Source organism: Oceanobacillus rekensis, from assembly GCF_002153375.1.
In the GTDB taxonomy this organism is placed as follows: Bacteria; Bacillota; Bacilli; order Bacillales; family Amphibacillaceae; genus Oceanobacillus; species Oceanobacillus rekensis.
Map to the genome: position 1 here is coordinate 397,997 of NZ_MTBQ01000004.1, position 26,294 is coordinate 424,290.

Here is a 26,294-nt window from a genome sequence, read left to right on the forward strand (position 1 = left end):
CGGCTCCTTTTTCTATCTTATTGTGTAATATCTTCAGGAGGTCCAAAGATTTCAAAGTGTATGTCAGAATCTGCGACATTTAATGCTTTCAAATGCTTGTATGCTGCACGCATGAACCCTTTTGGTCCACAGAAATAAAATGCTGCGTCACTCGTTGGAAGAACAGTTGATAGCCACTCCTGATCAATATAACCCTTTTTATCATACGTTTCTCCTTCAGTAGGACTATCATATACGGTTAAGCTTGTAACATTTTTTGCAGCAGAAGCAATTTCATCCACACGGTCTTTCATGGCATGGAATTTCCCTGATCTTGCTGCATGGATATAAATAATCTCTCGTTCTGGTTGATTCTGTGTCACTGTTTCAAGCATACTCATCATCGGTGTTAACCCGACACCACCACTAATTAATATTAACGGTCTTGTGTCACTTTGATCGAGATAGAAGTCACCAGATGGTGCGCTGATTGGTATAACACTACCTTCCTCTATATGATGGTGCAAGAAGCTGGATACAACTCCTTTTGGATTTTCTGAGGTAGCATCTTCACGTTTAACACTGAGGCGATAATATTCTTCTCCAGGAGCACAGGATAGGCTGTATTGACGTAAGTGATTATACGATTCACCAGGAATTTCAGCTTTCACCGTAATATACTGTCCAGGCTGGTAGGAAGGAAAGGCTTTCCCATCTGCGGATTGTAAATAGAATGAAGTAATGACATCACTTTCCACTTCTTTCTTAACAACCGTAAAGTCACGGAAATCAACCCAGTCACCAGTAGTATTTTTCACTTCATCATACATTTCTTTTTCGAGGGAAATGAAGACATCAGCAATCACTCCATATGCTTTTGCCCATGCGTCAATAATATCATCTGTTGCTGCATCACCTAAAACGTCCTTTATCCCCATTAATAGATATTTTCCGACGATTGGATAATGTTCTGGTTTGATATTCAAACTTCTATGCTTTTGTGAGATTTGCTTTACTGCTGGTAAAATCGCTTCCAAATTCTCAATATGCACTGCAGCTGCATACACGGTATTTGCCAGTGCTTTTGGCTGGTCGCCTTTTCGTTGATTGGTTTGGTTGAAGATATTTTTCAATTCTGGGTGATCTTTAAACATAAGTTGATAGAATCGAGTTGTTATTGCAGTTCCATGTTCTTCTAATACTGGTACAGTAGCTTTGATAATTTCAATTGTATCCTGATTTAAACCGATAGTAGTTTCCGTTGCCATATCAAGCACTCCCTATTATTATTTAAAGATGTATTTTGTATACATGTTTAATTATATAGTATCTATTTGAACTGTATCAATAGCGAAAACTAACTTTTGTGTTACAATATTGTGAAGAAGTTATCCTCTGAGGTGATTATGTGCAATTAAAAAAATATACCGATTACGCACTGCGCGTTTTAATATATACGGGAACCAAACCGAATAATGAACTTGCTAGTATTAAAGAAATATCTGAAGTCTTTCATATATCCCAGCACCATCTGGGGAAAATCGTTTTTGAGTTAAATAAAATGGGGCTAGTGGAAACGATTAGAGGGAGAAACGGTGGTCTCCGTCTTGCTAAACCAGCAGATGAAATTAATGTTGGCTTGCTTGTCCGAAGCTTGGAAAGTGATTTCACCTTATTGGAGTGCTTTGATCAAGGTACCAATCATTGTGTAATATCACCTGCTTGTACATTAAAACATACTTTAAATAAGGCGTTACATGCCTTTTTTAAGGTGTTGGAAGAATATACAATCAAGGATTTAATTAAAAATGAAGAAGAATTAAGAGAGCTAATGGGCATGAATAAATAATGTTTTGTTTTGTCCCAAATGGGAAGACCCATTATGAATCAACTCAGAAAAGGAGCGGATTTTAAATGGGTAAGAAAATAGCAACAGTCATTACGGATATGTTTGAGGATGTTGAATATACGAGTCCGGCAGAGGCATTCAAAGAAGCAGGCCATGACATCGTTACCATCGAAAAGGAAAAGGGTAAAGAGGTTACAGGCAAGAATAAAGAAGCAACGGTAACTATTGACTATGGAATCGATGATGTTAATCCAAGTGATTTCGATGCATTATTTATTCCGGGCGGATTTTCCCCGGATCAACTGCGGGCAGATGATCGATTCGTGCGATTTGCCAAACACTTCATGGATGAGAAAAAGCCAGTATTCGCAATTTGCCATGGACCACAGCTGTTAGTTACGGCAAAAGCATTGGAAGGCCGTGATGCAACAGGTTATAAATCCATTCAGGTGGATATGGAATATGCAGGTGCAAAAGTTGTAGATAAGGAAGTTGTTGTTTGTCAGAACCAGCTAGTCACAAGCCGACAGCCAGATGACATTCCAGCATTCAATCGTGAATCATTAAATCTGTTAAAATAAATAATAGGAAAAGGGACTCCTTGGAGAGTCCCTTTTGCTTTGCTTAGTATTTGTGTATTTACTCAATTTTTGTAATTGTAAATTGATCATTCAGTAATAGCCAGTTTTGTGGAAAGGCTAGACCGAGCTTCCAATAAGCGATTCCCAGTAAGTTAAATTCCCGAATCAAATCAAATTTAGCTTGAATTGATCTAGCATCTTCAAACCATACTTCATGCTGTAACCCTTCATCGTCCGTATAGATGAAGAATGGTGCCTGTGCCGTTGTGTCATACTTGATTTCGGCATTGTTCTCCCATGCAATCTCAATTGCTTGCTGTGGACTTACTGCACGTGCTGCGGGCCCACCTTCAACAAAGGGAAGTGTCCAATCATATCCGTATAAATTTTGCCCCATTAATATTTTATTTGTTGGGATGACAGATACAGCGTATTCGATTACCCTTCTTACTTCATTAATAGGTGAGACAGCCATTGCGGGCCCGTAACTGTAGCCCCACTCATAAGTCATTAATACGACAAAATCGACAATTTCCCCGTGTGCAGCATAATCATGTGCTTCATACCATTGTCCTGCCTGTGTTGCGCTTGTCTTGGGAGCCAAAGCGGTGGATAATAATATATTTTCCTGTGATAATCTTTCTTTTACTCTCCGAAGAAAAGTATTATACGCTTCTCTGTCCTCTGAAAGGAGAAATTCAAAATCAAAATGTACATCTCTGAAATCTCCAGCAATAGCTGTATTGACGATGTTATCCAATAACGTATTCTGAACTGCCCTTACAGTAAGGATGATATGTGCGAGCTCATCACTGAACCCACCTTCTTCTAAATTGGTTACGACCATGGTAAGTGCTGTATTATTGCGATCTGCAATTTGTCTAAGATTCCCCATTGGCGGTTCATTTAATGTCCCATCCCTATTGACCTGGTAGCTGAATAATGCAAGGTAGGTTAAATAGGGGGAATTTTTTGCGGCGGCATTTTCAAGTGTTTCTGAAACGGTCTCACCAAAAGGTTCTATATATGCATAGGAAGTGATCGGACTTTTTTGTAAAGATGGAATATAAAGACGTTGTCCCACAGAGAGTATTGATTCTATGGGGATATTATTAATTTGGGCTAATTCCTGATACGAAATTCCAAATTGGTTTGCGATCGTATATAAACTGTCACCTGGTTGGACAAAATAAAATTGGCCAAGTATGGGTATTACTAGAGCTTGCCCGATGACAAGGGAATCTGGAGCTTCTAGTTCATTTGCATCAACAATAGCGGTAATACTCGTATTGTATGTATTTGCAATGGAAAACAATGTATCAGCCGGATTTACAATATGAATTTGCAAAGAATCTTCCTCCTCTATTCGTTTCTTTTACCAAATTTATGTGGAGGAAGTGTAAGATATGATTCAAACTGGTGTAATATCTGCATCCATGACTGAATGCAGCAAATGTAGAGCATAATCATTATTTTCCTTTAGCTCAGATGCCATGCAATTTTCCGGAATATGAAGATTAAATTGGTACATATAGGCATCTTGTGCAGAAAAAAGAATACATATATCTCCTGCAATTCCTGCCATAATTAGATTAGTTCTGCCCAATTCTATAAGCAATGAATGAAGAGGTGTCTGGAAAAAGGCAGAATGCTGTGGTTTAATTAGGAAGTAGTCATCATCATTATCAGGTGCAAGTGCTTCAATAATGTCATTACTTCTTTCGTTTTTACACTTGTCGATGATTTTCTGAAAGTCAGCTTGCCATAAACCATAATGATCATTAACATAAATGATAGGAAGTTCATTTTCCTTCGCATAGTTTTTCAGTTTGATGAGATTGGGTAAGATGGCTTTCGTATTCTGGTATAGGTCATTTCCGCCATCAAAATCAAAATCGTTTATAATATCTACAAATATAACGGCTGTATTTGAGAGTGATTGATTCATTACTATTCTCCTTTACTAAAAGCTGTTTTCTAAAAGATTGGGATTGTGGTTCTCATCTTACTGTAAAAAAAGTGGATCGGTACTGCTCATCCACCTAAAATATTTGATGCTATGGCCGTAAAGTCTATAAACTGCGATGTAAGATAAGCCTCTTCATCAACCGCTCTGGGAAATAAAATTTGCGCTTCCTAAGGCGACTGGTGAGCCACTTCATGCTGATGTATTTTATCTCGGGTTAAGAGGATTATAATTTAGAAAATATTAATTAAAATGCCTTTTTTAAAAATAAATTCCATTAGCATATTTATTACCTTTTTAATGGTAATTCAAACTATAGAAAAGTGTTGTGATTTGAGTGAATGATGAAAAATTTATGCAAGCAGCGATAGAAGAGGCGAAAAGGGCCTGGATTCTTGACGAAGTGCCAATTGGCGCAGTTATTGTTCATGGAGATGAAATAATTGCTAGAGGCTTCAATCTGCGTGAATCATTGCAAACGACATTAACGCATGCAGAACTGTTTGCCATCCAGGAAGCCAATGCAAAAATAGGAAGTTGGCGCCTGGAGGATTGTACACTGTATGTGACACTTGAACCATGCCCAATGTGTGCAGGTGCTATTGTTCAATCTCGTATAAAGCGAGTTGTATATGGTGCACCAGATCCAAAGGCTGGTTGTGCAGGGACACTGATGAACTTACTTGAAGAACCACGCTTTAATCATCAAGTAGAAGTAACAAAAGATATATTAAAAGATGAATGTGCATCTCTACTAAAAGAATTTTTCCGAGAATTAAGAAAAAGGAAGAAATAGAATAACCGTTATTTTCCATTGCATTTTCCTATGAATGTCGTTATAATAATAAATACCGTGCTAGGCGGGGAGGTAGCGGTGCCCTGTACTCGCAATCCGCTATAGCGAGGTTGAATTCCCACTCAAGGTGCGGCGTTTTTATGGTCTGCCTTAAGGGAGTGGTGTTGACACCCGGGTCCTGCGCAACAGGAACCCATGAACCCTGTCAGGTCCGGAAGGAAGCAGCAGTAAGTGGAATTTTCTGTGTGCCGTAGGGAAGCCTAGGCCGAGCCATGAACTTAAGTAACGCATAGGGACGTCGCATCGACAGTGGGTGCACGGCTACATAGTAATCAAAACCTTATCATTCACTTGATAAGGTTTTCTTATCTTTAACCGTTATAACGCGTTATGGTGATGAAATAAACTACAAGACCAAACCTTCAATGATGACAAAAATAGAATTGTTATGTTCCTATGTGTAAATAGGAGACCAACCCTTAAGAATAACCTTCTACAACTACAATCGAAATGAAAACCTTGAAAGTGGCATTGTTTTTTAAAAAATATAATTAACCTTCCAAGGTTCACATTCACCCCTAAAATCGGGTATAATTAGAAATAGATCATAGAGGAGAATCTGAATCATGAGCTATCAGGCATTATACCGCGTTTGGCGTCCGAGAACATTTGAGGATGTTGTTGGTCAAACACATATTACTAGAACACTGCAGAATGCAATTGAGCAGGGAAAATTTTCGCATGCTTATTTATTTTCTGGACCAAGAGGGACAGGGAAAACAAGTGCTGCAAAGATTTTTGCTAAAACCATTAACTGTGAGCATGCACCGGTAAAAGAACCATGTAATGAATGTTCCGCATGCCGTGGCATTCAGGATGGGTCTATTTCAGATGTAATTGAAATCGATGCCGCTTCCAATACAAGTGTTGATGATATCCGAGAAATTCGTGATAAAGTAAAATATGCTTCAAGCTCTGTACCGTATAAGGTCTATATTATTGATGAGGTACATATGATTTCCATTAACGCATTTAATGCTTTATTGAAAACATTGGAGGAGCCACCAAAACATGTTGTCTTCATTCTAGCAACGACGGAACCACATAAAATCCCATTAACGATTATTTCCAGGTGTCAGCGTTTTGATTTTAAACCAATTTCCAACAAGGCAATTGTAGATCGAATGCGAGCTATTATGGAAGCTGAAAGTATAACAGTATCAGAAGAAGCAATGGATACAGTTGCATTAGCTGCTGAAGGTGGAATGCGGGATGCATTAAGCATTCTTGACCAGGCAATTTCCTATAGTGAGGACCAGGTCGGACTTGAAGACGTACTGGCCGTAACTGGCGGGGTTTCACAAGGAATCCTGACTGAAATCGTTAAAGCAATGCATGAAAAAAATGTAGAAGATGCCTTAAAGTTATTAGATGATTTGATTCAACGTGGAAAAGACCCTGGTAGATTTGTGTATGATCTCATTTATTTCATGCGTGATTTACTCTTGTTTAAGAGTGCGCCAACTTTGGAAGGACTACTTGAACGTGCGAGAGTCGATGAGAGTTTCCTTGCTCTAGCAGAATCTGTAACAACCGAGTGGATTCAAGATGCGATCATGCAACTGAACCAATGCCAGCAGGAAATTAAATGGACTAACAGCCCAAAGGTTTTTATTGAAATTACCGTATTAACAATTACCAATCGCTATCATACGGAAGAACAACAACCGACCGCAACTTCAGTGGATGCGGAATTAGTTTCAAGACTCAGTAATAAAATGGCTCAACTGGAAAAAGAAATATCTAACCTAAAAGAAAACCCGGTTGCACCGGCACAACCGCAAGCTGCCAAGGAGAAAAGAAGGCAGCCGGCAAGATCATCTAAAAATGGATATAAAATACCGTTTGAACGCATCCGTGATGTGCTCAGCCAAGCTGAAAAACCTGCACTTAAGCAAGTGCAATCACAGTGGGCTAATTTTCTAAGTAAGTTAAAGACAATAAATGCACCTGCACATGCTACAATACAAGATAGTAAGCCTGCAGCAGCGTCCACAGATACACTAGTTGTTGCATTTAAATATGAAATCCACTGTTCCTTGTTTTTAGACAACAGGGAAACAGTTGAATCCGTACTTGCCAGTGTAATGGATAATCAATTGACCATTATTCCAATTCCAGATAAAGATTGGACAGAGTTACGTACGGAATATATAAACAAACAAGACAAGCCAAAAATCGACCAAGATCAAGCAGACCCTATCGTAGAAGAAGCCAAAAAACTCTTTGGCGAAGAACTAATAGAAATCCATGAATGATGAAGGAAAGTTAAAGCGGGCTTGCCCGGAAAATTAAAGCAATAATATAAGGAGGTATTTTCCATGAAGGGAAATATGAACAATATGATGAAGCAAATGCAAAAAATGCAAAAGAAAATGATGCAGGCACAGGATGAGTTACATGAAGAGTCATTCGAAGCATCTGCAGGTGGCGGAATGGTTACTGTTATCGCTAATGGGAAAAAGGAAATTATAGATGTGCAAATCAAAGAAGAAGTAGTAGACCCAGATGATATTGAAATGCTTCAAGATTTGATTCTTGCAGCAACAAATGATGTATTGAAGCAAATTGACGATAAGACAAACTCAACGATGGGACAGTTTACGAAAGGGTTAAATATGCCTGGCATGTTCTAATCTATGGAATAAAAGTGGAAAAGAAGTTGTTAGCTTCTCGGGTCCACGCATATGTAGCTACCCGGTTTTTACCGGGTAGCTATGTATAGTAGTAGGAGGCAATCTTGATGTATTATCCAGAACCAATATCGAAGTTGATTGACAGTTTTACCAAATTGCCTGGGATTGGACCGAAAACCGCTGTCCGCTTGGCATTTTTTGTTTTGAATATGAAAGATGACGATGTACTTAACTTTGCAAATGCATTGGTAAATGCTAAAAGGGAACTTTCACATTGTCCGATTTGCGGTCATATTACAGATCAAGACCCATGTGCAATTTGTCAGGACACTTCTCGTGATAATTCCGTTATTTGTGTTGTCCAAGATCCAAAAGATGTCATCGCAATGGAAAAAATGAAGGAATTTCACGGGAAGTACCATGTTCTTCATGGGGCAATCTCTCCGATGGATGGCATTGGTCCGGAAGATATCAATGTTCCTGATTTGCTCAATCGACTGAAAGATGAAGAAGTGAAGGAAATAATTCTTGCTACCAATCCAAATATCGAGGGTGAAGCAACAGCAATGTATATTTCACGCCTTGTGAAACCATCAGGAATACGTACGACAAGAATTGCCCATGGTCTGCCTGTTGGTGGAGATTTGGAATATGCAGATGAGGTAACATTATCGAAAGCATTAGAGGGTAGAAGAGATGTATAGTTTTTAAAATTATCCTCTAATAGGAGTTAGGTGAGGAACATGGGTAAAAGGCTTACGAAAAAAGATGTGGACAACGATTTAATGAATGCAATTTTTCTAACGGAACAGGAATGGAAACAAATCCAATCCATTGTGGAAAAAAGTTTCGACCTAACACATAGTGGTATGCAGCACGAGAAACTTGCCCGGTCAAAATATTTATTTCTGCTACGTGAAGCCAGATATCGGGAAATGAATGCAATGCGAGTTTAACAGTTTAACCTGAATAAACATACACCAAAGGCAAGGACAACGAAATTTGTTTCCTTGTCTTTTTTTATTTTAGGAAGTTATATGAACTCGGGAGAAAAGATATTAACATGTTGGAATATGGATAGGATTTATCAGTTCTTTAGTTAAATTGGAAGGGGGAGTTAAAGTTGAATTTAAAAGTTGGAGATATAATTAGGTTTGAACGGATATTTACAAAGGAAGATGTTGAAATGTTTATAAAAGTATCCGGGGATAAAGGTAAGCACCATACTGATCCCGATGAACAGGGGGAGATTAGTTATTCAAGGATTGTTAACTGCTACATTACCAACAAAAATTGGTGGAGATAACAATGTACTAGCTCGTACGATGAATTTCGAGTTTTTGAGACCGGTTTTTACAGGTGATGCAATAATATGTGAAGTAACAATCGAGGAGTTTGAAAAGCAGGCTAATAATAGAATATCTATTTTGGCATCTTTCTTATGCGCAAATCAGAATGAGAAACAAGTATTGAGAGGAAGTTTTTCGGGAGTAATATTATTATCCTTCTAGAGGATGTTATATTTATCTTCAACTACCATGAAGATGTTCTAAGGTGAATGAGTAATACATCTCGTAGAACATCATTACAAAACGAAAAAGTTAAATTTAAATGGAGATGAACCGTAAATAATCACTTTGGTAGATTTCTTTCCTTCAGGTGAATTGCAAGGTGACACACCTAATCATGCGGTTCTTTTTCTGCTACCTCTTTCATATGTAATAAAGAGAGCCATATAAGAAGGGGGTTGTTTCTAGTTGAGTGCTTCGATCGTTATTTCCATTATTGTAGGTCTAATTATCGTTTTGCTTTTTGTTGGTGCACCAGTAAAACCGATGAAGTTTATTGGACAGGCTACAGTAAAACTAGGAATAGGAATTTTAATTTTATTTTTCTTTAATGTTTTCGGAGGAATGCTAGGATTGCATATTCCTATTAATCTGTTTACTGCAGTAGTGTCTGGTTTTCTCGGGTTATTTGGATTGGCTTCACTAACTGCAATTCATTTATTTATCCTCTAATATGTGTTCAAAAAGGAGGATAAAAAGGACCGTGAAGTTCGAGGCAGCGATCCTACTTCAGTGAATTTGCTTCATAGCTTGCTTGCACCGAGGAATTTCCTTCCCCGAATACGCTTGTAGACGGAGGTGCAGAATCTATTCAACGTATGCTTTTAATACGTGAGTAAACGTTCTCGCATGCAAGGAAAAGTGTTTTTCTTTTCCAAGGAACGGAAAGGCAAGCATTCGTGAGAAATTCGATGTGTCATTTTTACCGGACTTTTTGAACATTCTCTTCTAATATTTTCAAAGTTTCCCCGTATAACTTCCGTAGAATAGGAGATACTAATTTAAAAACGGAGGTGGGGAAATGGAACAGTTAAATTCATTAGGGCACTGCGGTATTTGTGAGGAAGAAAAGGCAACTGGAATTCATTTATACACGATGTTCATTTGTACAGATTGTGAGTATAATATGATTCATACCGAACCAAGGGAAGAAAAGTATAACTATTACCTAAGGAAATTAAAAAATATCAATCAACCAAAGTTATATTCATAGAGCTGTCCGTGGATATTTATACTATCTACCATAGAAATATGGAAGTCTTTGCTTGCAAAGGCTTTTTTTGTTGCCTTAGTATGAAAGTACAAAATCCAGAAAGGAACTAAAATTATGAAACAGGATCACTACAGAATGCCTCTTTTTCAAAAACTAAAGCAATTCACTGCTGAACAGCCATTATCCTTTCATGTACCGGGACATAAAAATGGAACATTGTTTCATGGGGATGCTGTAGGTTATTTTGAAAATATTTTAAAGTTAGATATGACCGAACTTCCTGGCTTGGATGATCTTCATGCACCTACCGAGGCAATCGCTGAAGCAGAGCAATTAGCAGCTGATTTCTTCAAGGCTGATGATACTTTCTTTCTTGTTGGTGGCAGTACTGCGGGGAATTTAGCGATGGTTTTGGCAACATGTTCTGCTGGGGATAAGATAATTGTGCAGCGTAATTGTCATAAATCGATTATGAATGCATTAGAATTAAGTGGGGGTAGACCTGTATTCATTGCTCCTATCTATGATGACATCGTTGAACGGTACACGAATCCAGATATATCTGTATTAGAAGAGGCTTTAAGTAAGCATCCGGATGCAAAAGCATTAGTATTAACTTATCCGGACTATTTTGGAAAAACGTATCCAATAAAGGAAATGATTGAGCTCGCACATAGCTACGACATTCCTGTTCTTGTGGATGAAGCGCATGGTGTACATTTTTCACTTGGCAAACCATTTCCTGCATCTGCATTGGATTTAGGTGCTGATGTTGTCGTTCAATCGGCACATAAAATGGCCCCTGCTATGACAATGGCTTCCTTTTTACATATCAGATCAACTTTAATCAAAAAAGAAAGGGTCGCACACTTTCTACAAATGATCCAATCCAGTAGCCCTTCTTATCCACTAATGGCATCGCTGGATATAGCACGGTCCTTTTTAGCGACATTAAAGAAAGAAGAGATAAATTCAATTATGGAGAGTGTATCAACTGTAAGGGAGATTTTACACGACTCCAGTTTTGGTCATGTACTGCCGACCGATGACCCATTAAAAATAACGTTTCACGTGAAACAAGCGTTTTCGGCAGGTCAAGTGGCTAATTTACTGGAGGTGGGGAACGTTTATCCGGAGCTAGTAACACATAACCAAATTTTGTTCATACATGGGATTTCCCCATTTGAACAGGTAGAAGCATTTAAGAAAATAATAAAAAGCATTGGGGAACAATTAAAAAATCATACAAATCATGCTACAATAGAGATAGGAAAGCTTTTTTCAGAACCAATTCAAGAATTGGCTTTATCCTATCAAACAATGAACATATTACCATATAAACTCGTACCTTTTAAAGAAGGCATCGGTCATATAGCAGCTGAGGCGGTTATTCCATATCCGCCTGGGATTCCCTTCATTCTTAAAGGTGAAAAAATCACAGCAGCACATATTGCAACAATGGAACAACTTCGCGAACAAGGAATACGAATCCAGCAGCGTGAAGAGGGCATCAAGATTTATTGATATCATGAAGGGGACACATATATGAGTGGTTATTTTATTACATTTGAAGGTGGCGAGGGCGCAGGTAAAACATCTATTCTTCACGCCATTTACACAAAACTAAAAGATCTGGGATATGATGTACTAGCAACACGCGAACCAGGTGGAATTGAAATCGCCGAGCAAATTCGCAAGGTCATTCTCGATCCAGATCATACCGAAATGGATGAGCGAACAGAGGCCTTATTATATGCCGCTGCACGGAGGCAACATTTAGCGGAGAAGGTGTTACCAGCGCTTAACCAAGGGAAAATCATTCTTTGTGACCGTTTTATTGATAGCAGTCTTGCGTATCAAGGGCATGCACGGGGGCTTGGAATGGATGAAGTCTTTTCCATTAATCAATTTGCCATCAAGGATTGTATGCCAAACTTAACTTTGTTTTTTGATATCGGGCCAAAGAAGGGTTTAGATCGTATCGCAGCGAATAAAGATAGAGAGAGAAATCGTCTCGATCTTGAAAATCTAAAGTTTCATAAATTGGTATATGAAGGATATACGATTCTCACAGACAGATTTCCCGACCGTATTCAAACAATTAATGCAGACCAATCCATGGAGGCTGTAGAGCAAGCCGCTTTCGATTGTATTATCTCTCATATAAACTAAAGGGGGCTTTTGTACATGAAACTAATTATGGCTGTTGTGCAGGATAAAGATTCCAATCGTCTTGTGAATGCTTTGGGAGAAAAGGATTTCCAAACAACCAAACTAGCTACTACTGGTGGATTTCTAAAAGAAGGAAATACAACATTGATGGTAGGGTGTAATGATGACGAAGTAGATAATGCCCTAGAAATCATTAAAGATAACTGTTCCCACCGCGAACAAATGGTGGCGCCAATTTCACCAATGGGTGGCAATGCTGATTCCTATATCCCAAGACCGGTAAAAGTTGAGGTTGGAGGAGCGACGGTATTTATTCTGCCGATTGAGTCGTTTTACCAGTTTTAATGAAATAATCATAGAGTAACTTCTAGAAAGGGGGGCTGAGCCGATGAAAATTACGAATGAGCTCCACACCAAGACAGAGCCGATATATACAAGGCAAACAAACGGTGACAATCAGATTTTTAATAAGATGGTTCAGACCCAGACCCAGAGTTTAAAACAGCAGGAATTACAGCAGTTGATACAGAATATTATTGCACAAGGAAATAAATTAGCCAGATACCGATCATTTCGGGAATTCGCTAAATTTAAGCGAATGGTAAAGGGATTTTTACAGGAAACAGTTAAGAATGGCTATGGCATGCAGAAATCACATAGCTTTGGATTAAATGGAAATCGCCATTTAACTATTGTCAAGCAAGTCGATGAAAAGTTAGTCGAGCTTACAGAAGAATTGATGAATCAGGAAAAGAAGACAGTAGATATCTTGGGCCTTATTGGAGAAATCAAGGGATTACTGATTAATATATATACGTAGTTTTTCACACTGCTAAAAAGCATTACAGTGTGAATGAATCTTTTTACTTTGAAGGCGGGTACACATATGAAGACATGGTCAGAGGTTGCCAAGGTGCAGCCACTCGCAAGCAGAATAATAATAAACAGTATAAAAAAAGGCCGGGTTTCTCATGCGTATTTGCTTCAAGGTGAACATGGAACGGGGAAAGAAGCCATTTCATTATTGATTGCAAAAGGGCTATTCTGTACGAGTAAATCAAGTGTGGAACCGTGTCATGAATGTAATAATTGTAAGCGGATTGAATCCGGTAATCACCCAGATGTCCATTGGATCGCACCGGAAGGACAATCGATTAAAATAGAGCAAGTAAAAAATTTGCAAAAAGAGTTTATTTATTCAGGTGTGGAATCGAATCAAAAGGTTTATATTATTAAGGATGCAGATACACTTACAGTTAACGCTGCAAACAGGATACTTAAATTTTTGGAAGAACCGAGTAAACAGACTACAGCGATTATGCTAACGGAGAATAGTCAGTCCATCATTCCTACCATCCGTTCACGCTGTCAGGTTATTGATTTGCAGCCGCTAAATACGGAAACCTTCCAAAATCAATTAATTGAAAATGGGATGGAAAGAAATGATGCCGTGTTAATGAGTGCGTTGACCAATAACTTTGCAGAGGCATTTAGATGGAATGAAGATGCGTGGTTTGCAGAAGCAAGAAAATTAGTGGTACAATTAGTAGAAATGTATACAATAAAGCCGGAAGACGTCTATCTTTTTATTCACAATCACTGGGTTCCTCATTTTAAGGATCGGAAAGAACAGGAGCAGGGATTGGATTTATTGCTTTTGGCTTTTAAAGATATCCTTTATAACCATATAGGAAATGAAGGTGCATACGCCTTTTTCACCCTTAATAATGAATTAGTTGAGAAGGCTGCAATGTCCTTTTCCCAGGAACAATTAGTGAATACGTTGAATCTCGTTCTGAAGGCAAAAAGGAAATTGAAGCAAAATGTTCAACCAACACTTGTGATTGAACAATTGGCACTTCAAATACAGAGGTGAAATAATGATAGAGGTTATCGGTGTTCGCTTTAAAAAAGCGGGTAAAATATATTATTTTGATCCAGGCAAAGGAAATATCTCCAGCGATAGTTATGTTATTGTGGAGACAGTTCGCGGAATTGAATTCGGAAAAGTTGTCATTACGAATAAACAAGTGGATGAAGAAGATGTTGTCCTTCCCTTGAAAAAGGTTATTCGCGTAGCTGATGAGAAAGATAAATTGTCAGTTGTCGAGAATCAAGAACAAGCTGAAAAGGCTTTTCATATATGTTCAGATAAAATATTGCAACATAGGTTGGATATGAACCTGGTAGAAGTTGAATATACATTTGACCGTAATAAAATTATTTTCTATTTTACGGCAGATGGCAGGGTCGATTTCCGCAACCTGGTAAAAGATCTGGCTTCCATGTTTAAAACAAGAATTGAACTGCGCCAAATTGGAGTTCGCGATGAGGCAAAAATGCTTGGTGGTATTGGTCCGTGTGGCAGAATGCTCTGTTGCTCCACTTTTTTAGGTGATTTTGAGCCAGTTTCCATCAAAATGGCAAAGGATCAAAACCTTTCACTAAATCCAGCAAAAATATCAGGATTATGTGGCAGATTGATGTGTTGCCTGAAGTATGAAAACGATGATTATGAAACAGCAAAGCGTGATTTACCGGATATTGGGGAAGCTATTAAAACCCCATTTGGAAAAGGAAAAGTCGTTGGATTGAATATACTCGAACGACTTGTCCAAATCGAAATCCCGGAAAAGGAACGCGTTGTTGAATATACATTAGATGAATTGATAGAAGAGGGAATTTTAGCGCAAGCCACAGAATGATGAGGTGAGTGGGCGTGGGGAACAGAGAAATTTTTGACCAGGTTTCTGATATGGAGAAGCAAATTGGCGAGTTGTATGAGCAACTTGGTGATCTAAAGAAAAGATTAAGTGATCTGCTTGAGGAGAATCACCGTCTTGCTGTTGAAAACCACAATTTGCGTCATCACCTGGATCATACGGAAGCAGTTAAAGATAAGACTGTCAAAAAAGGATCTACAAAAGGGAATCTTCCTGGTGAAGGATACGACAATCTCGCTAGGCTATATGAAGAAGGGTTCCACATTTGTAATCTTGAATTTGGGAGTCCAAGAAGAAATGAAGATTGTATTTTCTGTCTTGATTTCTTCGACAAAACAAAATAAATTTACTTTCTGTATTCTTTATAGGGAGTAACAATTGCTGTCTCATAACCCGAGGCAGCTTTCTTTTCAATTAAGCGGAAATTCGTAAACGCTTATTAATAATGTAAATGATGTAAGGAGTTAATGATGGTACAGTTATTTGACGATGAACGGATTGATTATTTACTGAACGACGCGTGCATGCGGATTATTCAAAGTCCCACTGCTTTTGCTTTTTCACTCGATGCTGTCTTGCTTGCCCATTTTGCTTATGTACCAGTAAAAAAGGGAAGAATATTAGATTTATGTACGGGAAATGGAGTTATTCCACTTCTCCTCACAAAAAGGACGAATGCAAGGATTATCGGTGTAGAAATCCAGGAAAGAATCTTTCAAATGGCAGAAAGAAATGTAGAATTGAATGATATGTTCGATCAACTCCAAATAATCCATGGAGATTTAAAAGAAATGCAACCAGTGTTGGGCCAGAGCAGTTTTGATGTAGTGACTTGTAATCCACCGTATTTTAAAACACCGTCAGACACAGAACATAATCATAATGAATTTTTGACGATTGCCAGACATGAAGTATGTTGTACATTGGAAGATGTTATAAAGGCATGTAAATTGCATGTTAGACCAGGGGGAAAGGTCGCGATGGTACACAGACCTGGAAGACTGGTTGATATCATCGAGCAATTTAGAAAATATAAGCTTGAACCGAAACGAATGCAACTTGTCTACCCTAAAAAGGGAAAGAATGCGAATATGCTATTGGTTGAAGGCATTCGGGATGGAAAGTCAGATTTGAAAATCTTGCCACCTTTATATATATATGAGGGAGACGGATCCTATACGAAAGAAGCAGGAGAAATTATTTATGGCAAGTGAACATATCGTTTACATTTTACGCTGTAAGGATGATAGTCTTTATACTGGATATACAAATAATTTAGAAAACCGGCTGAACATGCATGAAAGTGGCAAAGGTGCAAAATATACAAGAGGCAGAGGACCATTTAAAGTAGTGTATGTCGAAACATTTAGTACAAAAGAAGAAGCCATGAAGATGGAATACCAGATTAAAAAACTTTCCCGAAAAGATAAACAACTGCTCATAGGGGAATTGTCGAAGGAAGGTTTACCGCATGAAAACACAAAAAAGCTTTGATGATGAAACAAAAGGGGCACTTTACGTTGTCCCAACCCCAATTGGGAATCTGGAAGATATTACATACCGAGCATTGAAGGTTCTCCGTTCTGCTGACTTAATCGCTGCAGAGGATACGAGAAATACGAAAAAGTTACTTAATCACTTTGATATTCCTACTCATTTAATCAGTTACCATGAACATAATAAATTAGCTCGCGAGGAACAATTACTAGAGCGGATTGAACGAGGTGAATTAATTGCTGTCGTCAGTGATGCAGGAATGCCGGCAATATCTGATCCTGGATTTGAAATCGTTCAGGCGGTGATTGAAAGAGATCTAAAGGTGGTTGTCTTGCCCGGAGCAAATGCAGCATTATGTGGACTCGTAGGATCTGGTCTTCCTTCAAGCGAGTTTTATTTCTATGGTTTCTTGCCACGAAAGAAAAAAGATAAGATGGAAGAGTTAGAACGCTTGAAACGGCTAAAAGCAAGCCTCTTATTTTATGAATCCCCATATCGGATAAAAGATACTTTAAAAGCTATCCAAGAACAGCTTGGAACACGGCGCATTGCAATCGCCCGTGAATTGACGAAACGATTTGAAGAGTTTGTACGCGGCACTACTGAAGAGCTGATTACTTGGGCAGAAGAGAATGAAATGAGGGGCGAATTTGTTATTATAGTAGAAGGCGGCAATGAATCTACAGAAGACCAAGCTGATCCTGATTGGTGGGAGGAACTTAGCGTTGTGGATCATGTGGACTACTATATTAGAGAGAAAAGTTATTCGAGTAAAGATGCGATCAAGCAGACGGCTGTTGATAGAAAGATTCCTAAACGAGATGTATATCAAGCCTATCACATTAAATAAATCGGCTTTTTATAAAATATTTTACTTTTCTTTCTTCATACTTTCTATAAAGTGCGAAGTAAATGCTAGGTTCTTTAAGTACGTGCTTTTCCCGCATCTGGGGTCGCTGCGGGCGGATGCGCACCTTAGGGCACGGCCTCAGCCTCCCGCGGGAAGCGAAGTATATTTCCCAGAGCGGTCGTCGAAGAAACATATCTTAGTTCGTAGTTTAACTCTATTCTGTTAAAAGCAACCATTCTTTTTGGTAGGACGAGTAACTGCGGTTTAAACCTATTAGCAGAAGGTCAGAATAAAAAGAGTTGACGTGCTAGTTGCAGGCGTCAACTCTCAGTAAGACTTAGGTATTGATTTATTAAGTAACCAACGTATGCAGTTGGTTATTTTAAACGTGTTTGAATTTCGTCCATCAATGCGTTTGCACCCACGGGACTGAGCACCAGCTTACCATCTGCAAATGACAGGTTGTCATCTGAAACGTCACCAGTAATATGGCAAGTCATATTAGGTCTATATTTCTTTAAGATAATATTATCGTTTTGCACATGGATTTCTATTGTATCTCTTTCCTGGATATCCAGTGTGCGGCGAATTTCGATAGGTATGACTACACGACCCAGTTCATCGACCTTACGCACAATTCCAGTAGACTTCATTGTTTCCACCCCAATGTTGGTAAATAGGAATAAAAGCGATTCTCCTACTTATCTATAATTTTTCAACACAAAAAACCGCAATTATTCGACATTATTTAAAAATAGATTACCAAGTTTAGCCAAGGGTGTCAATAGAGTTTTGCTATATAATAAGAAAATTTTATTTAGTTAATTAATTTTTCAAGAATAGATAGGATTTGCGCAGTATTTGGCAAATTACGTTATAATGGCTACAATAGATTTTATAAGATTTTGATCGATGGTTAAGGAGGCAAGTATATGTCAAAAAATGATAAAACGTTTTATATAACGACACCGATTTATTATCCAAGCGGTAAGTTACATATTGGTAATGCTTATTCTACAATCGCCTGTGATGTCATGGCCCGTTATAAGCGAATGAAGGGGTTTGATGTATTCTATTTAACAGGCAGTGATGAGCACGGGCAAAAAATTGAAAACAAAGCTAATGAATTGAATATCTCGCCACAGGAATACGTAGATGATATGGCTAGTGGTATGCAGAAATTATGGGAATTGCTTGAAATCAGTAATGATAAGTTCATTCGAACAACAGACCCAGCTCATAAAGAAGTGGTTGCAAATATCTTTGAACAATTTTTAGCGCAAGGAGATATCTACCTTGATGAATATGAGGGCTGGTACTCCATTCCAGATGAAACATTCTATACAGAGACGCAATTGGTTGAAGTTGAACATGATGCAGAAGGTAATATAATTGGTGGGAAATCACCTGATAGTGGACATCCGGTTGAATTGATTAAAGAGGAATCTTATTTCTTTAAAATGAGTAAGTATGCAGATCGTTTGTTGGATTATTACAATACTCATCCAGGTTTCATTCAGCCTGAATCACGTAAAAATGAAATGATCAATAATTTCATTAAACCAGGTTTAGAAGATTTGGCTGTATCTCGTACTGTGTTTTCATGGGGAATTCAAGTGCCGAGTAATCCCAAGCATGTTGTTTATGTATGGATTGATGCATTAGCAAACTATATTACCGCACTTGGCTATGGTACAGATGATGCAACGTTATACGATAAATACTGGCCTGCAGATGTGCATATGGTTGGAAAGGAAATCGTTCGTTTCCATACGATTTATTGGCCAATCATGTTAATGGCTTTGGATCTCCCATTACCGAAGAAAGTCTTTGGACATGGTTGGTTGTTGATGAAAGACGGTAAAATGTCGAAATCAAAAGGAAATGTCGTCTATCCGGAAATGTTAGTGGAACGCTATGGTTTAGATGCATTACGTTATTACCTAATGCGTGAGGTTGCCTTTGGTAGTGATGGCGTGTTTACACCTGAGGATTTCGTTTCCCGCGTGAACTATGATTTGGCGAATGATTTAGGAAACCTATTAAATCGCACCATTGCGATGATTAACAAATACTTCGCTGGAGACGTTCCAGCTTACGAGGGAAATGTGACAGATTTCGATGAAGCACTGAAAACGACTGTTGAAAAAGTAATTACAGGATATCAAGCAGAAATGGAAAACATGCAGTTTAGTAATGCACTTAGCCATGTATGGACGTTAATTGCACGTGCAAACAAATATATAGATGAAACAGAACCATGGAAACTTGCTAAAGATGAAGGGAAAAAAGCTGAATTAGCAAGTACCATGGCCCACCTTGCTGAAAGTTTACGCGTATCTGCTATCATGCTCCAGCCATTCTTAACGCATGCACCAAAAGAAATCTTTAATCAACTTGGTGTTAATGGAGAAGCGGCAGGGGATTGGGATACTGTTAGCTTTGGTGGATTCCCAGAAAATGCGAAGGTAGTTAAAAAGGGAACTCCAATCTTCCCACGTCTAGATGTGGAGGAAGAAGTAGCATATATCCGTGAACAAATGTCTGGTGGTACTCCTACTTCTGATGAGGAACAGGAAGACGCATCAGATTGGGATCCGACTGAAACAGAATTGATTTCAACAAAAGATAAACAAATAAAATATGATGACTTTGATAAAGTTGAATTAAAAGTTGCTGAGGTCATTAATTGCAGCAAAGTGGAAGGTGCCGATAAATTACTCAAATTCCGCCTCGATGCTGGAGATAAAGATCACCGTCAAATTTTGTCGGGAATTGCGGAGTGGTATCTAAATCCGGAAGAGTTAATCGGTAAAAAAGTGGTAATCGTAGCAAATCTGAAACCGAGGAAAATGCGCGGTGAAATTAGTCAAGGTATGATACTTTCTTCCGAAAAAGATGGTAAATTACAAGTTATTGAAGCACCAATCAATGCGCCAAACGGATCTGAAATTTCATAAATAATAAATACCCTGCTGGAAAACTTAGCAGGGTGTTTGTTTTTGAATTCGGCGTAAATGCTCGAGGCTGTACCCTAAGACGCACCTCTACCAAGAACGATACCGGACGGCAGCACTAGCGTAATACCTTTAGGAATATGCATAAAGTTATTTCGCATAGTTAATAGTGAGCGATGCGCGACAGAGCCTAAATATATTAAAAAGGATGAGCAATATGTTATTTGATACACATGTGCATTTAAATGCAAGGCAATTTGAAGAAGATAGGGAAGAAACGATACAGCGGGCTCTTGATGCAGGGGTTCGCTATATGGTTGTCGTAGGATTTGATAGGGAAACCATTCCACTCGCCATTGAGATCGCTGAACAGAATGAAACAATCTATGCTGCGGTCGGCTGGCATCCCGTCGATGCCATAGATATGACCGATGAGGATCTGCAATGGATCAAAGATTTGTCAGCACATCCAAAAGTTGTTGCGATTGGGGAAATGGGCCTTGATTATCATTGGGATAAGTCACCGAAGGAAGTTCAAAAGGAAGTCTTTCGTAAACAAATCCGTCTCGCAAAAGAAGTGAATATGCCGATTATCATTCATAATCGGGAAGCTACAGGGGATATCATTGAAATACTTAAAGAAGAAGAGGCTCGAGAGGTCGGTGGAATTATGCACTGCTACAATGACTCTGTAGACTATGTACAAGCATGTTTGGATATGAACTTTTATATATCCCTCGGTGGTCCTGTAACCTTTAAAAATGCGCCATTACCGAAAGAGGTAGCTAAACAGGTACCATTGGGTCGATTACTGATTGAAACAGACGCACCATATTTAGCACCCCACCCAAACCGCGGTAAGCGAAATGAACCTGCATACGTTAAATTGGTTGCAGAAAAAATCGCAGAATTAAGAGAGATGGATGTTGAAGAACTTAGTGAACGTACAACTAAGAACGGACTATCATTATTTGGAATTAAATAACTGTTAAAATGTTTTTAATATTTATATAAACTATGAAAGGAGATTGATACCAAGTCAGTCTCCTTTCATAGTTTATATAAAGTGCGAACTAACTGCTAGTATGTGCTTTTACCGCCGTCCGGGATCGCTACGGGTGGATGCGCACCTTAGGGCACGGCCTCAGCCCCGAAGAGAAAACCACTCTTCTGGTCTTCGGACACGTGCTGTTCTAAGCAGGACAAGGAAGGCTTCGGCAGCTTTTGCATCTTCGTAAGAAAATTGGTTTGTATTTTCAAGGAGTCACCGCCCACAGCGATGCCGGACTGGTGAAGTTGTATGATACATTTTTTAACAATCACTAATGCAGTTACTAATTTGTAAACTTCTAACCATCTCTGGGAAATATACGAAGACTCCAGTGGGAGGAAAGGCATCGGTGAGACTCTGAAATGCGTTAGCGTGAAGAGGCTCACCAGCCGCCCTAAGTGCGCGAAGTATATTTCCCAGAGCGTCGCCGAAGCTTCTTATTTGGTTAGTAGTTTACCTCGATTACGTACCAGATAAATCAATTCATTCAAGCTCAGAAACAGTGGATCGTTCAGCGGCTTTTTATGTTCCGTTGCCTCCGCATTTGTCCGTTGTAACCTAATTGTAAACAAACCGTAAAATGAATGGCTTTGACTTTGCATACACCAGTTTATATAATCAATTGGTAATAAGGGGGCAGGAGCATGCGAAATTATTCAAAGCTATTGCCGGCATCGAAAATGAAGCTGGTTATTTCAAGTATTGGTGTTTTAGCACTACTTGTATTTTCTGGATTTGTACTATTTGAAGCAACGAAAGCGGAAGTAGTTTTTGCAGAGAACGGAAAAGAACAAACAGTAAGCACGCACACAAATACAGTTGAAGACTTGCTTGATGAATTAGGAATTACCATTGGACAGCATGATGAATTATCCCATGAAATGGACACACCCATTGAACATGGAATGTCTGTTGAATTCGAGGCTGCTAAGGAAATAAACGTTAGTATTGATGGAGTAGAAGAGACCTACTATACAACCACTGAGACAGTGGGAGCCTTTTTGGCAGATGAAAATCTTTCGTTTAAAGAACAAGATATCATATCACATAATGCGAAAGACTCAACCAAAGATGGATTACATATTGAAGTGTTAACTGCATACGAGGTTGCCATCAATGATGGTGGTAAAGTAAAGAAGATTTGGACAACCGATGGCACTGTAGAAGACTTATTGAATAAAGCCGAAGTAAAATACGACCAAAATAGTGAAGACAAAGTCGAACCTGCGCTTGATGAAGTAATAACAAAGGGTGACAAAGTTTCGATAGTTCGTGTTAGTGAGGAAGAAGAGGTCTTGATTGAACCATTGGCTTATAAAACTGAAAAACGTGAGGATGGATCCCTCCTAAAAGGGAATGAAAAGGTTATTTCAGAAGGTAAAGAAGGGACCGTTAAGAAAGTATATAAAGTTATAAAAGAAAATGGTAAAGAAGCGGAACGTGAGCTTGTTAATGAAGAGGTTACCGAAAGTGTTGCCCAAATTGTTGCTATTGGTACGAAAGAAAAAAAACAGGAATCAAATCTTGTTACAGCTGCAAGTAATCAATCAAATGCACAAGCCACATCGGCGAGTAATTCAGGTGGTAAAACGTTAACCATGACCGCTAGTGCATTTACTGCAGGATGTAGTGGGTGTTCTGGGATGACTGCTACAGGAATTAACTTGAAAGCAAACCCAAATAAAAAAGTTATTGCCGTTGACCCAAACGTTATTCCTTTAGGAACACGAGTATGGGTGGAAGGCTATGGAGAAGCGGTTGCTGGTGATACTGGTGGAAATATTAAAGGGAATCGTATTGATATTCATGTTCCAAATAAATCAGAAGCTTTTTCATGGGGGATTAAAACGGTCCAGGTAAAAGTTCTGGATTAATGATGTAATTATATATTTTTATAAAATGGGAAAAGATGCTCTTATCATGCTATGATGATAAGAGCTTTTACATTCTATTTCACAAACAGGTTATAACTCGTATGACCGCATTTATTGGAGGAAATCTTTTGAAGATCAAGGAAATAATAGTTGTGGAAGGCAGAGATGATACAGCGAAAATCCGCTTGGCGGTAGATGCGGATACAATTGAAACCAATGGGTCTGCTGTTAATAAGGATATTTTGATCCGTATTAAGCATGCAAAAGATAAACGTGGTGTCATTATCTTTACCGATCCCGATTATCCAGGAGAACGTATACGACATATTGTAGATCAGGCTGTACCTGGTTGTAAACATGCTTTTTTGACTAGGGACCAGGCCAGAGCTAAAAACTCAGCAAATAAAAGTCTAGGAATTGAACATGCAACAATTGAGTCAATTCGTCATGCGTTGGAAGATGTTTATGAATTAGCCGATATAAGGGATAGTGGGATAACCAGAGCAGATCTGGTAAGATATGGACTTATTGGTGGTCCGCAATCAAGTATGCGACGCGCAAAGCTTGGTGAGTTATTGCAAATCGGGCATACTAATGGAAAGCAACTCTTGAAGCGGCTAACCCAATTTCAAGTTACAAAACAGCAATTTGAGCAAGCAATAAACGTATTGCAACAGGAGGAAAAGAATGTCTAAAAAATATATAGCAACTCCTTCAAAGACGAAAGAAATACTTAATAAATACAAATTTTCTTTTAAAAAGAGTCTAGGCCAGAACTTTTTAATTGATGTAAATGTATTGGAAAATATTATTAAGAGCACAGGGATTAATAAGTCTTCCGGTGCCATTGAAATTGGTCCTGGAATGGGAGCATTGACGGAGCAACTGGCGATTCATGCTGATAAGGTTGTCGCATTTGAAATCGATCAGCGGCTCTTGCCAATTCTTAGGGACACGCTTGGGGATTATTCGAATGTTGAAATTATCCACCAGGACATCTTGGAGGCAAATGTAAATGAAGTGATCCAATCCCAGTTTGAGCGTGGGCAGGACATACATGTTGTAGCAAATTTACCGTACTATATTACAACCCCAATCCTAATGAAGCTTGTAAGGGATAAATTACCGGTATCAAGCTTTACTGTTATGATTCAAAAGGAAGTTGCAGAACGTATGGCTGCTAAACCGAACACCAAAAGCTATGGTTCACTCACCATTGCTGTGCAATTTTACACAGAAGCAAAAATTGTTATGACGGTGCCTAAAAGTGTATTTATGCCCCAGCCAAATGTTGATTCAAGTATTTTGCAACTGGTTATGCGTGAAGAGGCACCCGTATATGTTGAGAATGAGGAGTTTTTCTTTAACTTGGTTCAGGCAAGTTTTGCTCAGCGAAGGAAGACATTGCGTAATAACTTAACGAGTTATTTTAAAGAACGATACACAAAGGAAAAAATTAACGACCTTCTTGAACAAAGTAATATTGATGGTACAAGACGTGGCGAGTCCCTTGATATGAAGGAGTTTGCGCTAATTGCCAATACGTTCTATAAGGAAGAACATTAAGAATGCAGCTATTGCTCATGACTGGGTAATAGTTGCATTCTTTTTCATATCCTAATAAATCCAGTGAGGAACAGGTGCCCTGATATCCTCATAGTCTATAGGAGAACGAAGTCTAAGAGGTGGATATATGGATATTACTATTGGTGAACTCGTTACACGAAAATCATACAAACATGACTTACTGTTTCGTGTAGCAGCAATTAAAAAAGACACAGTAATTTTACATGGAGCTGACATAAGGCTGGAAGCAGATGCTCCGATGGATGACCTTGTTATAGCAGACAGCAGAGAAGTTGTGAAACGACAGGAAAGGGAAAAACAGAAGGAAGAGTTTTCCTATCGGCTTTTTAGACAGGATTATCAGCTTATGAAAGAAAAAAGAACCTATCAAACAACAGATGGCTATCTTCACGAAGGTAAGTTTTTTCAACTGCCGGCAAAGGTACTTCATATGGATGGGGATCAAACCTATTTAAGAAAATGCATTTCTTTATACCAGCGTGTTGGTCTACAGGTTCATGGTGTTCATATCAATGAGAAAGAAATGCCGAATGAAATCGGAAGCCTTGTGGAGCGAATACAACCAGATATTATTGTGATAACCGGCCATGACTCCTATTCTAAAAGTAAAGGTATGAAAAACAATCTCCATGCATATAGACATTCCAAATATTTTGCAGAAACGGTGAGAGAGGCAAGGCGAATCAATCCAAATCTTGATCAACTCGTCATCTTTGCTGGAGCTTGCCAGTCCCATTTTGAATCCCTTATCCGTGCAGGGGCCAACTACGCCAGTTCACCTTTACGAGTTAATATTCATGCGCTAGACCCTGTCTATATCGCTGCTAAAATTGCTTATACCCCATTTATGGAAAGTGTCAGTATTTGGGATGCCTTAAGAAACACATTGACAGGGGAAAAAGGAATGGGTGGAATTGAAACAAGAGGTTTGCTTCGAACTGGAATGCCATATCTCGAGGAAAATGAAGAGTAAATTTGGGAAATTATCCTTATCCTGAAGTGATAAGGTCCCAATCTTTGCTGTGGACAAGTTATTTTTAAAAAATTTGATGAAATAATACATATATTGCTAACAATTACAAATAATATAGGAAATAGGCAAATTTAATTGTTGACAGGGAAAAAGACTTACTGATATAATATAAAGTTTTATT

Annotated in this window: 29 protein-coding genes, 1 other RNA gene and 1 pseudogene; 27 read left to right on the plus strand and 4 right to left on the minus strand. The window is 38.6% G+C overall.

Translation table 11 applies throughout. The features are described from left to right. Positions 1 to 17: 17 nt before the first annotated feature. Positions 18 to 1,247, minus strand: a complete 1,230-nt coding sequence (gene hmpA / locus BV906_RS12690) for an NO-inducible flavohemoprotein (RefSeq protein WP_087973975.1) — start codon at positions 1,245 to 1,247, stop codon at positions 18 to 20. 140 nt (positions 1,248 to 1,387) lie between these two features. On the opposite strand from hmpA, the gene BV906_RS12695 reads away from it, so the two are divergent. Together BV906_RS12695 and BV906_RS12700 are read left to right on the plus strand one after the other, a co-directional pair. Next, a complete protein-coding gene (locus BV906_RS12695; protein WP_087973977.1) occupies positions 1,388 to 1,828 on the plus strand; it encodes an Rrf2 family transcriptional regulator in 441 nt (146 codons plus the stop codon). Positions 1,829 to 1,893: 65 nt separating this feature from the next. After that, positions 1,894 to 2,409 carry a type 1 glutamine amidotransferase domain-containing protein gene (locus tag BV906_RS12700; RefSeq protein WP_087973979.1) on the plus strand — a complete coding sequence of 172 codons (516 nt, stop codon included), beginning with the start codon at positions 1,894 to 1,896 and terminating at the stop codon, positions 2,407 to 2,409. Between the two features lie 58 nt (positions 2,410 to 2,467). Here the strand turns inward: BV906_RS12700 and BV906_RS12705 are convergent, their stop codons facing one another. Beyond that, positions 2,468 to 3,757 (minus strand): glycoside hydrolase family 18 protein, encoded by a 1,290-nt coding sequence (locus BV906_RS12705; RefSeq protein WP_087973980.1) that lies wholly within the window; start codon positions 3,755 to 3,757, stop codon positions 2,468 to 2,470. A 63-nt stretch (positions 3,758 to 3,820) separates the two neighbouring features. Further along, positions 3,821 to 4,357 carry a cysteine hydrolase family protein gene (locus tag BV906_RS12710; protein WP_087973982.1) on the minus strand — a complete coding sequence of 179 codons (537 nt, stop codon included), beginning with the start codon at positions 4,355 to 4,357 and terminating at the stop codon, positions 3,821 to 3,823. A gap of 355 nt (positions 4,358 to 4,712) precedes the next feature. Between BV906_RS12710 and tadA the strand changes: the two genes are divergently transcribed. The 19 genes and pseudogenes from tadA (at position 4,713) to rsmI (ending at position 17,671) form a co-directional block, all read left to right on the plus strand. Beyond that, positions 4,713 to 5,171: a tRNA adenosine(34) deaminase TadA gene (gene tadA / locus BV906_RS12715; RefSeq protein ID WP_281254139.1), complete on the plus strand. Its 459-nt coding sequence runs from the start codon at positions 4,713 to 4,715 to the stop codon at positions 5,169 to 5,171. A gap of 55 nt (positions 5,172 to 5,226) precedes the next feature. Next, positions 5,227 to 5,492: signal recognition particle sRNA large type (gene ffs, locus BV906_RS12720), an RNA gene on the plus strand. Between the two features lie 305 nt (positions 5,493 to 5,797). Then, positions 5,798 to 7,489, plus strand: a complete 1,692-nt coding sequence (dnaX, locus tag BV906_RS12725; RefSeq protein WP_087973984.1) for a DNA polymerase III subunit gamma/tau — start codon at positions 5,798 to 5,800, stop codon at positions 7,487 to 7,489. A 63-nt stretch (positions 7,490 to 7,552) separates the two neighbouring features. After that, positions 7,553 to 7,867 carry a YbaB/EbfC family nucleoid-associated protein gene (locus BV906_RS12730; protein ID WP_087973986.1) on the plus strand — a complete coding sequence of 105 codons (315 nt, stop codon included), beginning with the start codon at positions 7,553 to 7,555 and terminating at the stop codon, positions 7,865 to 7,867. Positions 7,868 to 7,974: 107 nt separating this feature from the next. Further along, positions 7,975 to 8,571: a recombination mediator RecR gene (recR, locus tag BV906_RS12735; RefSeq protein ID WP_087973988.1), complete on the plus strand. Its 597-nt coding sequence runs from the start codon at positions 7,975 to 7,977 to the stop codon at positions 8,569 to 8,571. Positions 8,572 to 8,610: 39 nt separating this feature from the next. Continuing rightward, entirely contained in the window at positions 8,611 to 8,823 is a 213-nt protein-coding gene (locus BV906_RS12740; RefSeq protein WP_087973990.1) for a YaaL family protein, read from the plus strand. 167 nt (positions 8,824 to 8,990) lie between these two features. Next, positions 8,991 to 9,378: pseudogene (locus tag BV906_RS12745) on the plus strand (hotdog family protein). Between the two features lie 246 nt (positions 9,379 to 9,624). Beyond that, the gene (locus BV906_RS12750) at positions 9,625 to 9,888 is read left to right on the plus strand and encodes a pro-sigmaK processing inhibitor BofA family protein (protein ID WP_087973992.1); all 264 of its coding nucleotides are present in this window, start codon (positions 9,625 to 9,627) and stop codon (positions 9,886 to 9,888) included. Positions 9,889 to 10,237: 349 nt separating this feature from the next. Then, a complete protein-coding gene (locus tag BV906_RS12755; protein ID WP_087973994.1) occupies positions 10,238 to 10,429 on the plus strand; it encodes a sigma factor G inhibitor Gin in 192 nt (63 codons plus the stop codon). A 114-nt stretch (positions 10,430 to 10,543) separates the two neighbouring features. Beyond that, a complete protein-coding gene (locus tag BV906_RS12760; RefSeq protein ID WP_087973996.1) occupies positions 10,544 to 11,953 on the plus strand; it encodes an aminotransferase class I/II-fold pyridoxal phosphate-dependent enzyme in 1,410 nt (469 codons plus the stop codon). Positions 11,954 to 11,974: 21 nt separating this feature from the next. Further along, positions 11,975 to 12,601 carry a dTMP kinase gene (gene tmk, locus BV906_RS12765; RefSeq protein ID WP_087973998.1) on the plus strand — a complete coding sequence of 209 codons (627 nt, stop codon included), beginning with the start codon at positions 11,975 to 11,977 and terminating at the stop codon, positions 12,599 to 12,601. Between the two features lie 15 nt (positions 12,602 to 12,616). Further along, positions 12,617 to 12,946, plus strand: a complete 330-nt coding sequence (locus tag BV906_RS12770; RefSeq protein ID WP_087974000.1) for a cyclic-di-AMP receptor — start codon at positions 12,617 to 12,619, stop codon at positions 12,944 to 12,946. A 43-nt stretch (positions 12,947 to 12,989) separates the two neighbouring features. Continuing rightward, positions 12,990 to 13,421, plus strand: a complete 432-nt coding sequence (locus BV906_RS12775) for a YaaR family protein (RefSeq protein ID WP_087974002.1) — start codon at positions 12,990 to 12,992, stop codon at positions 13,419 to 13,421. Positions 13,422 to 13,487: 66 nt separating this feature from the next. Beyond that, positions 13,488 to 14,477, plus strand: coding sequence for a DNA polymerase III subunit delta' (holB, locus tag BV906_RS12780; protein ID WP_087974004.1), 990 nt, complete (start codon positions 13,488 to 13,490; stop codon positions 14,475 to 14,477). A gap of 4 nt (positions 14,478 to 14,481) precedes the next feature. Further along, a complete protein-coding gene (locus BV906_RS12785) occupies positions 14,482 to 15,306 on the plus strand; it encodes a PSP1 domain-containing protein (RefSeq protein WP_087974006.1) in 825 nt (274 codons plus the stop codon). Between the two features lie 14 nt (positions 15,307 to 15,320). Continuing rightward, positions 15,321 to 15,668 (plus strand): DNA replication initiation control protein YabA, encoded by a 348-nt coding sequence (gene yabA / locus BV906_RS12790; RefSeq protein ID WP_087974008.1) that lies wholly within the window; start codon positions 15,321 to 15,323, stop codon positions 15,666 to 15,668. Between the two features lie 126 nt (positions 15,669 to 15,794). After that, entirely contained in the window at positions 15,795 to 16,538 is a 744-nt protein-coding gene (locus BV906_RS12795; protein ID WP_087974010.1) for a tRNA1(Val) (adenine(37)-N6)-methyltransferase, read from the plus strand. Continuing rightward, entirely contained in the window at positions 16,528 to 16,818 is a 291-nt protein-coding gene (locus tag BV906_RS12800; protein ID WP_087974012.1) for a GIY-YIG nuclease family protein, read from the plus strand. Before BV906_RS12795 ends, BV906_RS12800 begins: the two co-directional genes overlap by 11 nt. Continuing rightward, positions 16,796 to 17,671: a 16S rRNA (cytidine(1402)-2'-O)-methyltransferase gene (gene rsmI, locus BV906_RS12805; RefSeq protein WP_087974014.1), complete on the plus strand. Its 876-nt coding sequence runs from the start codon at positions 16,796 to 16,798 to the stop codon at positions 17,669 to 17,671. Before BV906_RS12800 ends, rsmI begins: the two co-directional genes overlap by 23 nt. A 377-nt stretch (positions 17,672 to 18,048) precedes the next feature. Here the strand turns inward: rsmI and BV906_RS12810 are convergent, their stop codons facing one another. Beyond that, positions 18,049 to 18,324, minus strand: coding sequence for an AbrB/MazE/SpoVT family DNA-binding domain-containing protein (locus BV906_RS12810; protein WP_087974016.1), 276 nt, complete (start codon positions 18,322 to 18,324; stop codon positions 18,049 to 18,051). Positions 18,325 to 18,603: 279 nt separating this feature from the next. Between BV906_RS12810 and metG the strand changes: the two genes are divergently transcribed. From metG to yabG, 6 genes are all read left to right on the plus strand, one after another. After that, the gene (gene metG, locus BV906_RS12815) at positions 18,604 to 20,631 is read left to right on the plus strand and encodes a methionine--tRNA ligase (RefSeq protein ID WP_087974018.1); all 2,028 of its coding nucleotides are present in this window, start codon (positions 18,604 to 18,606) and stop codon (positions 20,629 to 20,631) included. Between the two features lie 214 nt (positions 20,632 to 20,845). Continuing rightward, on the plus strand, positions 20,846 to 21,613 hold the full coding sequence (locus tag BV906_RS12820; RefSeq protein WP_087974020.1) for a TatD family hydrolase: 768 nt from the start codon (positions 20,846 to 20,848) through the stop codon (positions 21,611 to 21,613). A 710-nt stretch (positions 21,614 to 22,323) separates the two neighbouring features. Then, the gene (locus tag BV906_RS12830; RefSeq protein WP_087974023.1) at positions 22,324 to 23,553 is read left to right on the plus strand and encodes a resuscitation-promoting factor; all 1,230 of its coding nucleotides are present in this window, start codon (positions 22,324 to 22,326) and stop codon (positions 23,551 to 23,553) included. 128 nt (positions 23,554 to 23,681) lie between these two features. Continuing rightward, entirely contained in the window at positions 23,682 to 24,248 is a 567-nt protein-coding gene (rnmV, locus tag BV906_RS12835; RefSeq protein WP_087974024.1) for a ribonuclease M5, read from the plus strand. Continuing rightward, complete coding sequence (gene rsmA / locus BV906_RS12840) at positions 24,241 to 25,119, plus strand: 16S rRNA (adenine(1518)-N(6)/adenine(1519)-N(6))-dimethyltransferase RsmA (protein ID WP_087974025.1); 879 nt, start codon at positions 24,241 to 24,243, stop codon at positions 25,117 to 25,119. Before rnmV ends, rsmA begins: the two co-directional genes overlap by 8 nt. Positions 25,120 to 25,246: 127 nt before the next feature. After that, positions 25,247 to 26,113: a sporulation peptidase YabG gene (gene yabG / locus BV906_RS12845; RefSeq protein ID WP_087974026.1), complete on the plus strand. Its 867-nt coding sequence runs from the start codon at positions 25,247 to 25,249 to the stop codon at positions 26,111 to 26,113. Positions 26,114 to 26,294: the final 181 nt, after the last annotated feature.